The sequence below is a fragment of the Microcystis aeruginosa LEGE 91341 genome (assembly GCF_015206885.1).
GTDB lineage: Bacteria > Cyanobacteriota > Cyanobacteriia > Cyanobacteriales > Microcystaceae > Microcystis > Microcystis aeruginosa_H.
The window spans coordinates 1-9914 of record NZ_JADEXY010000151.1 but is presented as its reverse complement, the minus strand read 5'-3'; the positions used below and the strand labels follow the sequence as shown (position 1 = coordinate 9914).

General features: G+C 43.6%; 7 protein-coding genes. 3 read left to right on the top strand and 4 right to left on the bottom strand.

The genetic code is table 11. The features are described from left to right. Nucleotides 1-159: 159 nt before the first annotated feature. Nucleotides 160-2808, bottom strand: coding sequence for a DNA mismatch repair protein MutS (mutS, locus tag IQ234_RS17960; protein ID WP_193958078.1), 2649 nt, complete (start codon nt 2806-2808; stop codon nt 160-162). A gap of 186 nt (nt 2809-2994) precedes the next feature. Beyond that, nucleotides 2995-3741 (bottom strand): metallophosphoesterase family protein, encoded by a 747-nt coding sequence (locus IQ234_RS17955; protein ID WP_193958077.1) that lies wholly within the window; start codon nt 3739-3741, stop codon nt 2995-2997. Between the two features lie 258 nt (nt 3742-3999). Here IQ234_RS17955 and hemF point away from each other — a divergent pair, with 258 nt between their 5' ends. The 3 genes from hemF to IQ234_RS17940 all read left to right on the top strand — a co-directional run bounded on the left by hemF (nt 4000) and on the right by IQ234_RS17940 (nt 8629). Then, nucleotides 4000-5022 (top strand): oxygen-dependent coproporphyrinogen oxidase, encoded by a 1023-nt coding sequence (hemF, locus tag IQ234_RS17950; protein ID WP_193958076.1) that lies wholly within the window; start codon nt 4000-4002, stop codon nt 5020-5022. 253 nt (nt 5023-5275) lie between these two features. After that, nucleotides 5276-6250 (top strand): tRNA lysidine(34) synthetase TilS, encoded by a 975-nt coding sequence (gene tilS / locus IQ234_RS17945; protein ID WP_193958075.1) that lies wholly within the window; start codon nt 5276-5278, stop codon nt 6248-6250. A 78-nt stretch (nt 6251-6328) separates the two neighbouring features. Beyond that, nucleotides 6329-8629 (top strand): ATP-dependent helicase, encoded by a 2301-nt coding sequence (locus IQ234_RS17940; RefSeq protein ID WP_193958074.1) that lies wholly within the window; start codon nt 6329-6331, stop codon nt 8627-8629. On the opposite strand, the gene IQ234_RS17935 is transcribed toward IQ234_RS17940, so the two are convergent. Together IQ234_RS17935 and IQ234_RS17930 are read right to left on the bottom strand one after the other, a co-directional pair. Then, entirely contained in the window at nt 8594-8833 is a 240-nt protein-coding gene (locus IQ234_RS17935) for a DUF6737 family protein (protein WP_002736158.1), read from the bottom strand. The two genes, IQ234_RS17940 and IQ234_RS17935, sit on opposite strands and share 36 nt — an antisense overlap. Nucleotides 8834-8933: 100 nt before the next feature. Beyond that, entirely contained in the window at nt 8934-9815 is an 882-nt protein-coding gene (locus tag IQ234_RS17930) for a 4-hydroxybenzoate solanesyltransferase (RefSeq protein WP_193958073.1), read from the bottom strand. Nucleotides 9816-9914: the final 99 nt, after the last annotated feature.

The window sequence follows — 9914 nt, the reverse complement described above, 5'->3', positions numbered from 1 at the left end:
GATCTACCCTTGATAAGGGGGGTGCCGATAGGCGGGGGGATCTACCCTTGATAAGGGGGGTGCCGATAGGCGGGGGGATCTACCCTTAATAAGGGGGTTGCCGATCCCCCCTTAATCCTACCTTGATAAGGGGGGTGTCTGATAATTTTTAACACATACCTACTTACTGTCATCAAAAATATCTAACTGCTGCAGAGAGGGGGAATTATCCGACTTAACCGGTTTAATTTTCTTAATTCCTTGACGCAAACCGATCGCAATTTTACTATGTTTTTCGATTTGACCCATCACCTGCATGGCACGATCGATCACAGAAGCTGGTAAACCGGCTAATCTCCCCGCTTCGATACCATAGGATTTATCCGCGCCTCCCGGTCGTACTTGGTGCAAAAATACTATTTCATGGGGTAATTCTTTGACTGTTACCTGATAATTAGCCACATTCTCTAAAATTGAGGCTAATTCATTCAGTTCGTGGTAATGAGTTGCGAAAATCGTTCGCGATTGCAGTACCGTGGCTAAATACTCCGCCACAGACCAAGCTATGGATAAACCGTCAAAAGTGGCTGTCCCCCGGCCAATTTCGTCTAATAATACTAATGATCTCTCCGTGGCGTGATTGAGAATATTGGCAGTTTCGTTCATTTCCACCATAAAGGTGGATTGGCCGGTAGCGAGGTCATCCACAGCCCCCACCCGGGTGAAAATGCGATCACAGATGGAGATTTTGGCCGACTTTGCCGGGACAAAACTGCCGGTTTGGGCCAACAATTGAATTAATCCCACCTGTCGCAGATAACAACTTTTGCCACTAGCATTGGGACCGGTGAGAATAATCAAGTCAGGGTATTCTAAACCCTCCTGATTGCCCAAATTAATCGAATTCGGCACAAAAAAGCCAGCCCCAAGGGATTGTTCCACCACGGGATGACGACCATCTTTAATATCGATAAGACGACCATCGGCGATTTCTGGGCGACAATATCCCTGATAAACGGCGATTTCTGCCAATCCGGCCAACACATCCAAAGCGGCGACTTTTGTGGCCACTTCTCGGATTTCTGGGGAAAATTCGGCTACTTGACGGCGTAAATCGCTAAAAATCTCGTATTCTAATTTATTTAATTCATCTACTGCCGTCAGAATTATATTTTCTTTCTCCTTTAACTCGGTGGTGATATAACGTTCCTCATTGACTAAAGTTTGCTTACGCACATAATCTTTTGGGGCGAAATCAGCTTTACTGCGGGGTAAACTGATATAATAACCGAAAGTTTTGTTATAATTAACCTTAAGGTTACTAATACCCGTTCTTTCTTTCTCTGTCGTCTCCAGATTCTTAAACCAATCGATTACTTCCTGATAGTCGCGCCGCAGGGCATCCAATTGGGCATCAATTCCCTCGCGAATCACCCCCCCTTCCTTGAGGTGCAGCGGAGGAGATTCCACCAGATGCGCTATCACCTGCTGGCCTAATTTTTCCAAATCGGCGGGAATTTGCTGTAAAGCTTTCAAATAGGGCGAATTTCCCGAAGCAACCAAAGCCGCTAAATCGGCCAATTTGACTAAGGATGCCGCTAGGGAAAGTAAATCGCGGGCATTAGCCGTTCCTGCGCCAACACGACCGCTTAAACGTTCTATATCGTAGATTTCCCTTAATTTTTGCCGAATATCTTGGCGTAAGGAGGGATTATCCTTTAACTCTTGGATAGTATCCTGACGGGCGCGAATACCGCGAGAATCTAAGAGAGGTTGCAGTAACCAACGACGTAAAGCGCGACTACCCATGGCCGTACAAGTGCGATCGATCGCCCATAATAGAGAACCATAGAAGCTACCATCGCGCACCGTTTGGGTAATTTCAAGGTTACGACGGGTTTGCCCATCTAAAATCAAAAATTCGGAGACAGAGTAGGTTTTTAAAGGTTGTAGGGGGACTTGATTGGCTTTTTGGGTATCTTCAATGTATTCTAATAGGCCTCCGGCGGCGCGAATAGCGAGGGGTAAATGTTCGCAGCCCATCCCCTCTAGGGAACGCATTTTATAGGTGATTAGGAGACGATTTTTCGCTTCTGTGAGAGTAAAGATAGTTTGAGGACGGAGAGAATAACAAAAACTATCGGGTAAACAGGGGGGGAGATGGTCGGATTTTTCCCCGGGGCGCAAAATACGGTTTAAATCTGGGGCATTGATGGGAAAAAGGATTTCTGAGGGCTGTAAACGGGTTAATTCTAGGCTTAAAGCCGTTAAATCGCTGGCTTGGGTGGTGTAGAATTCTCCGGTGGAGATGTCTGCATAGGCTAATCCCCAATTTTCTCCGGTAATCACCACTGCAGCCAGAAAATTATTCTTTTTTGCGTTTAACATTCCCTCATCGGTGAGGGTTCCGGGGGTGAGCAGCTTGGTGATAGCGCGTTCTACTAGCCGTTTTTCGGCGGCTGCTTCCGTTGAATCCTCTACTTGGTCACAAATCGCCACCGCATAGCCTTTTTCCACCAATAAACGACTATAGCGTTCTAGGGCGTGGTGGGGAACCCCGGTCATGGCGACTCTCCCTATACCCTTACCCCCTTCCTTGCTGGTGAGAACTAATTCTAATTCTCTGGAGATAATCACCGCATCCTGAAAGAAACACTCGAAAAAATCGCCCACACGATAGAGTAAAAGGGCATTGGGATAGGTTTCTTTTACCTCCACATAATGCTGGTACATGGGCGTGAGTTTATCGCGATCGAGTCCGCGATAATCACGATGGGGATCTTTATTGGTAGCCGGTGGTTCTAGGGGAAAATCCGAGGGGAGAGTCATGGGTGAAGGAAAGCTGGACAATTCTTTATTCAATTTACCGCTCTTGAGAACCTACGATCAAAGAATCCCAATAGCCTAAGCTGCTGGTTCGCGTTATTCAACCCAGGGATTAATATCTGAGCTATCTGCGGGGATTTGGCATCATTCCCCGTCCGAGAATTATATTTTTGTTAATAACAGTTATTTTTAAGGGGTGGGCTGCAGTCTTTTATTATAAACTTCGTCGGGATTAATTGAGGTGGTTATATCTTCTAAATCGAATTTTCGCAGGGTTTTATCTTTGGTATTGACCTGATAAACCAAACGATTAGTGATATCTAATCCAGTTAACCAATTACTGTGGGGATGATAGGCTCCCGTGTCGATATCTAACCAACCGGCACCGGCGACTAATTGCCCCGGACTTACCTCCGGAAAAGTAAAGGTAATCGTGTGGCCAGTGATAATCAATTTATCACTAAAAAAAGGTTCTGGCATACTGTGGAATTGATCGCGGATCCAACAAAAATGAGTGGCATCTTGTTCTTCGAGGGGTAAATGGGGATAAACCCCAGCATGAACCAGCCAAATATCGCCTAAATCGAGGTAAAGAGGCAAGGTTTTCAGCCAATCGATGTGATCTTGCGGTATTTTGTGGTTATAGCTCACGAGAGTAGCATGACCGCCACTATAAAGCCAAGCCGGCAACACTTCCCCCATCATTCTTTGGCTGCCCAACACTTCTAGCAGCATCTGTTCATGATTGCCCAATAGACAACGATAGCGGTGTTGACGGACAAATTCAACCACTTGGGCGCTATTGGGACCACGATCAATTAAATCGCCCAAGAAATAAACCGGTTCCTTTTCTTGAGGCGCGATTGCTTCCATTAGCTGCAAAAGAGCATCGTATTGACCGTGAACGTCACCGATGATGATTCGACGGGAGGACATGGTGGTAGAAGTTGGGTATCTGTGTTATTGTCCCCAGAGCGGGACTAACTCTAATATGCCCAGTTGAGACTTAGAAATTAACATTGATTTAGGGATTAGGGAAATGGGGAAATGGGGGAATTCAACTAAAACCCTAAAACCCCAACCCCCAACCCCCATCACCTAACCGGTCCAAATGTTAAGTTAAGTATCGAAGAGCGTCCGTTTCATCACCCAGTAGTAATATAATCACTGAGTTATCAATTTTGATCCTTGAGTATGACTGCATTCACCACAACCCCCACCCTTGCCAATTTGCCCGGCAGTGACAGCCGTAGCCGCGTCAGTGAATTTATGAAATCCCTACAGGATGAAATTTGTCGGGGATTAGAAGAAGTGGATGGACAAGCAAAATTTATCGAAGATAGTTGGCAACGGCCCGAAGGTGGCGGCGGACGTTCGCGAGTTTTGCGGGAAGGGGGAATTTTTGAACAAGCAGGGGTGAATTTTTCGGAAGTTTGGGGGAAAGAATTACCTCCTAGCATTGCCAAACAACGGCCCGAGGCTGCCGGTCATCAATTTTATGCCACGGGAACCTCGATGGTTTTGCATCCTCGCAATCCTTATATTCCCACGGTTCACCTCAATTATCGCTATTTTGAAGCAGGTCCAGTTTGGTGGTTTGGCGGTGGTGCCGATTTAACTCCCTACTATGCTTTTGAAGAAGATGCTAGTCATTTTCACCGCACTTTTAAACAGGTTTGCGACCAACATCATCCCGAATATTATCCCGTTTTTAAACGCTGGTGTGATGAATATTTTTATCTCAATCATCGTCAGGAAGCCAGAGGTATCGGCGGGATTTTCTTTGATTACCAAGACGGTTTAGACCCTCTCTATCGTGGTCCTTTTGCCGAAAGTGATGCCGCTATCTATTCAGAAAAATTATCTCCCCAACAACCCCGCAACTGGGAAGAAATTTTTAGTTTCATTAATGACTGTGGCCGAGCTTTTCTACCCGCTTACGTTCCCATTGTTCAGAAACGGCGCTCGACGGAATATGGTGACAGAGAACGTCAGTTTCAACTCTATCGTCGCGGTCGTTATGTAGAATTTAATTTAGTTTATGATCGTGGCACAATTTTTGGGTTGCAAACTAACGGTCGTACCGAATCAATTTTGATGTCTTTACCTCCTTTAGTCCGTTGGGAATACTGTTATCAACCTGCACCAAACACCCCAGAAGCAAAACTCTATGATGTCTTCCTAAAACCCCAAGATTGGGTTAATTGGCAAGGTTAAATCAGTTATCAGTTATCAGTTATCAGTTATCAGTTACCAGTTACCAGATTTGAGTTTTAAGTGAGCATTATGTATTAAGTGAGCAGTATTAAATAGCAGTTTCCTACTATCTTTTTACTGTTTACTGTTTACTGATCACTGTTTACTGATTACTGTTCACTGAAAATACTTCCCAATTCATAATTCATAATTCATAATTCCCTTCTCCTTTTCTGGTTATCTGTCATTTGTCAAGTAAATAAATCTAAAAATTTTGGCTAATTTTTGGACACCTCTCCATACTCGTCTGGAAACCACGGTGAAAAAGGGACAATTACTACCTAAAAATGCGTCTCTGTTAGTGGCATTGTCGGCAGGTCAGGATTCCCTCTGTTTAGGTCAATTATTGCTGGATTTGCGCTCTCGTTGGGGTTGGCAACTAGCGATCGCTCATTGTGATCACCGTTGGTTCTACGACCGAGGATTAGTGGATCATGTGCAGAAAATCGCCGAAATTTGGCAATTACCGGTTTATATTGCCACCGCACCCCCCATGGCGGAAACAGAAGCCAAAGCACGACAATGGCGTTATCAAGCTTTACAAACAATCGCCCAAGAACAGGGTTTTAATTATCTTCTCACGGCACACACGAGGAGCGATCGAGCGGAAACTTTTCTTTATAATCTCATGCGCGGGGCGGGTAGTGATGGACTTTCTGCCTTAACTTGGTTGAGAAGTTTAACCCCGGATATTTTCTTAGTCCGTCCCCTCTTGAATGTCACTCGCGGGGAAACTTTCGCTTTTTGTCAAAGTCGAGAATTACCGATCTGGTACGATCAAGCTAATGAAAATTTACGCTATGCTCGCAATCGTATCCGTCGGGAATTATTACCCTACCTGCAAACTAATTTAAATCCCCAAATCGAAAAACATCTCGCCCAAACTGCTGAAATTTTGGAGGCAGAAAGCGATTATTTAGATAGTATTGCCCGGGATATTTTTCGTCAGGTTATCGATCTAGATCAAAAAAGACTCGATCGCTCCCCTTTACAAATTCTACCTCTAGCGATACAAAGACGAGTGATTCGTTTATTCTTGGCTCAATATTTACCCTCATCGCCTAATTTTGCCGAAGTTGAGTCAGTGGTTAATCTCATTACTGGTGTTAATCGCGATGCCACTTCTTCCTTAACCGGCAAAATTCAGGTAGAAGTACAACAAAATTGGCTACATATCAGTTATCAGTGATCAGTTATCAGATTACAGTTTTAAGTGGACAGTGTTAAAGTAATACAATTAAACTAAAAATAAAATTGGCGGGGCATAATGAGCGAAACTAAAGTAATTAATCGAGAAAATTTACTGGTAAATCTCCGGCAACAACTACGCGCCGGACAACAGGAATTAGCCGATTGGCAAGGGGGAAAAATGGCCATTTCTGCGGTGCCGGGGGCGGGAAAATCTCACAGTTTGGCCGTAGCTGCCGCTATGGTTATTGCTCGTGAGCAACTGCACGCTAAAAAACAGTTAATTATTGTCACCTACACGCGCTCGGCTGCCGCTAGTATTAAAGCTAAAATTAAACAACGCTTGCAAGATTTACAGCTTTCTGCTCAAGGTTTCAGCGTCCAAACTCTGCATGGACTGGCCCTACAATTGGCTCGTCGTTACCCAGAATTATCGGCATTAGACCTCGAATCTTCTACCTTAGTTATTCCGACTCCTAGCCACAGAATTATTAGAAACTCGGTGGAAAAATGGCTAATTGCTGACCCAATTCGTTATCAAAAATTATTAGAAGGAGTGGAATTTGATGGGGAAGAAACTGAAAGATTACGCCGTCAATCGGTGCTGAGAACCGAAATTTTACCTAGTCTTGCTTATGCGGCCATTCATGAGCTAAAAAGTTCGGGATTATCACCGCAGCAAGTCTGGGAATTAAGCCACTATACCGACGATAATTATCAAATTCTCGCTATGGCTAGTGGTTTGTACCAACAGTATGAAATCCTGATGCGTCAGAAAAACTATATAGATTATGATGACATGATTTTAGGAGCCTTGCGAGTATTAGAGGAAGAAAAAATTCGCCGACAATGGCAAAAATCTGTCTTTGGAGTCTTTGAAGATGAGGCACAGGATTCTAGTCCTCTCCAAGAAAAACTAATTACTATTTTAGCAAAAAATAATGATGAGGAAATACCTAATTTAATTCGCGTCGGCGATCCCAATCAAGCGATTAATTCTACCTTTACTCCTGCCGATCCTGTTTACTTTAATTGGTTTTGTGAAAGTTGTCAAAACGAAGGCAATTTATCGACTATGAACCAAGCAGGTCGCAGCAATACTAAAATTATTGAAGCTGCTAATTTAGTGTTACAATGGGTCGATCGAGATTGGAAACAGGGAAAAGATAATCATAAAGTTACCGAGGCTCCTTTTCGGGTTCAAGCGATTATTCCCGTCGGTGCTGAAGATCCCCAACCTAATCCAGTTAAGGAGGGAAAAGGATTAGAAATTTATCAACCCGATGACATTTATCAAACAGTAGAATTAATTGAAAAACGTCTAGTTAAGTTACTCCAAGAAAATCCTCAACATAATGCGGCTATCCTCGTTAGAGAAAATCGACAAGGACACTTTTTTGCTCAAAAATTCGCCCATTTTTATAAAAGTTATCAAATCAGAATTTTTGAAGCTAACGAGATCGATCGCTTTTCTCAAATTCCCGCCGAAATGCTGAAACTATTGGCTTTTGTCGAACGTCCCCACTCTCCCGATTATCTCAAAGCGGCTTTAGAAGTGTTACAATTGAGGGGTTTAATTACTGCCCAAGACTTAAATCCTTTAGTTACCTATCCCGAACAATTTCTTTATCCCACTCCCCTCGATCCTGAACTGAAATCTAACGAAAAAATCGCCCGTCGTTATTGTTGCAGTTTACTAAAAGCTAGATTAGAATTACCCCATTATCAACTCCTATCTTTTTTCGCTATGACTCTCCAATATTCGGGGTCAGAATTAGCCACTTTGCAAAAATTAACCGCCCGTATTTATCAGGAAACTACTGGTAATAGTTCCCTAAAAAATACAATTAATACTCTTAATGAAATTATCGCCTCTGAGCGCTTTGAAGGAGTGGAAGAAGATAACGATGATTGTTATACTCGTCCCGGACAACTGACGATTATTACTATGCACAAAGCCAAGGGTTTAGACTGGGATTATGTTTTTATTCCCTTTCTTCACGAAGATATTATCCCAGGCAAACCTTGGGTTCCCAATGGGGCGAAATTTTTGGGAGATTTTAGCCTTGCAGAAGTGGCACGAGCGCAAATTCGAGCAGCGGTTCATCAACGGTATTTAAACCCCGACAGCATACCAATTATTCCCCCACCTTTAAGCGCTTGGTTAGAAGCTGGACAACTTAAAAAAGCTGAAGAATACCGACTTTTGTATGTAGCGATGACGCGAGCAAAAAGACTTTTATGGATGTCGAGTGAAAAAAAAGCTCCTTTTCGTTGGAACACTTTTCGCGGAGATGAAAGTAGTCAATTACAGGATAAAAATCCCTGTCCTGTCTTTCCTGTTTTAATCAATGCTTTCCCCGATTCTTTCTGTGTTTAACTGTTGCTGCAGCGTCCGCGGATAAAGAATTAGGAAGACAAACCACCAGAGGAGTATAGGAATAGATAGGAGTAGGGTTAACCAGAGACGCTGAGTTAAAAACCAACAGCCGGCAATTAGGGTAATTCCTGTCAACAAAATCGACCAAGGTTGACACCAACGGGGTTTGTGATTCCAAACGTTATCGGATTTCGAGTTAGACATTGGTTAAGGTTCGGTAATTTACTAACTTGATTTTATAGCGATTGAGCTTAAAAAACGCTTGGGAAGACCGAAAGAGTCAAAAATTACTCGATTTACTTATTTAAAAATAACTCCCCCCAATCATAGCCGCTAATAAAATAAAACCGACCCAAACATTTTGACCGAACATTTGACCATAAACTGGTTTAGGTAAATCCGATTGACGTAACAGCAGGTATTGACGCAACCATGTGATCGCTGCTAGACCCAACCCTAGCCAAAAAGAGGCTGATAACTGCATTTTTTGCCCCTCCCAAGCCAATAAACCCACTGTTAGGGCAAAAAAGACCCCCACGGCTTCCGGAGCGTATTTGCCGAAAAATATGGCACTGGAGTTAATACCAACCTTGAGATCATCCTCTCGATCGGACAAAGCATAAATTGTATCAAATGCTAATGTCCAAAAAATCACCGCTCCCCATAATATAAATGTATTACTATCTAACGACCCAGTGACGGCACTCCAACAGATTAAAACCGCAAAACCCCAAGCGAGAGAAAGAACCAATTGGGGTACAGGAAAAAAACGCTTGGCGAGAGGATAGCAGATAATCAAGGGAACGGCGGCTAAACATAGGCAAAAACTCAGGAAATTCAGATATAAAGCTAAAATCGCGGCGCAAAAGAAAGCAATCAGAGCGATAATCAAACCAACCTTGATCGATAAAGCTCTGGCCGCTAAAGGACGGTTACGAGTGCGATCGACTTGTGGATCGATATCCCGATCCCAAAGATCGTTAACCACACAGCCGGCGGCGCTAGTGGCCAAAGTTCCCAAAACGATCACCCCGATCAAGGGTAGCGGTGGCACCCCGTCTGCCGCCAAAAATACCGCCCATAAAGCGGGAACCATCAAAATTAACCTACCGGCGGGTTTATCCCAGCGCAAGAGGCGAATAATCGTCATCCAAGTGGGTTCTAGATCGGGTTGGGATATAGTCATAATTTCTCGTAAAAAGTAGAAACTAGGAGTTAAGGGGAATTATGAATTATAAATTATGAATTATGAATTATGAAGTGGGAAGTGGGGTGTGGGGTGTGG

Bases quoted from the DNA above. Each gene is read 5' to 3' on its own strand.
- IQ234_RS17935 (WP_002736158.1), bottom strand. From the start codon at position 8,833: ATGTCTAACTCGAAATCCGATAACGTTTGGAATCACAAACCCCGTTGG.
- IQ234_RS17930 (WP_193958073.1), bottom strand. From the start codon at position 9,815: ATGACTATATCCCAACCCGATCTAGAACCCACTTGGATGACGATTATT.
- hemF (WP_193958076.1), top strand. From the start codon at position 4,000: ATGACTGCATTCACCACAACCCCCACCCTTGCCAATTTGCCCGGCAGT.
- IQ234_RS17955 (WP_193958077.1), bottom strand. From the start codon at position 3,741: ATGTCCTCCCGTCGAATCATCATCGGTGACGTTCACGGTCAATACGAT.
- mutS (WP_193958078.1), bottom strand. From the start codon at position 2,808: ATGACTCTCCCCTCGGATTTTCCCCTAGAACCACCGGCTACCAATAAA.
- IQ234_RS17940 (WP_193958074.1), top strand. From the start codon at position 6,329: ATGAGCGAAACTAAAGTAATTAATCGAGAAAATTTACTGGTAAATCTC.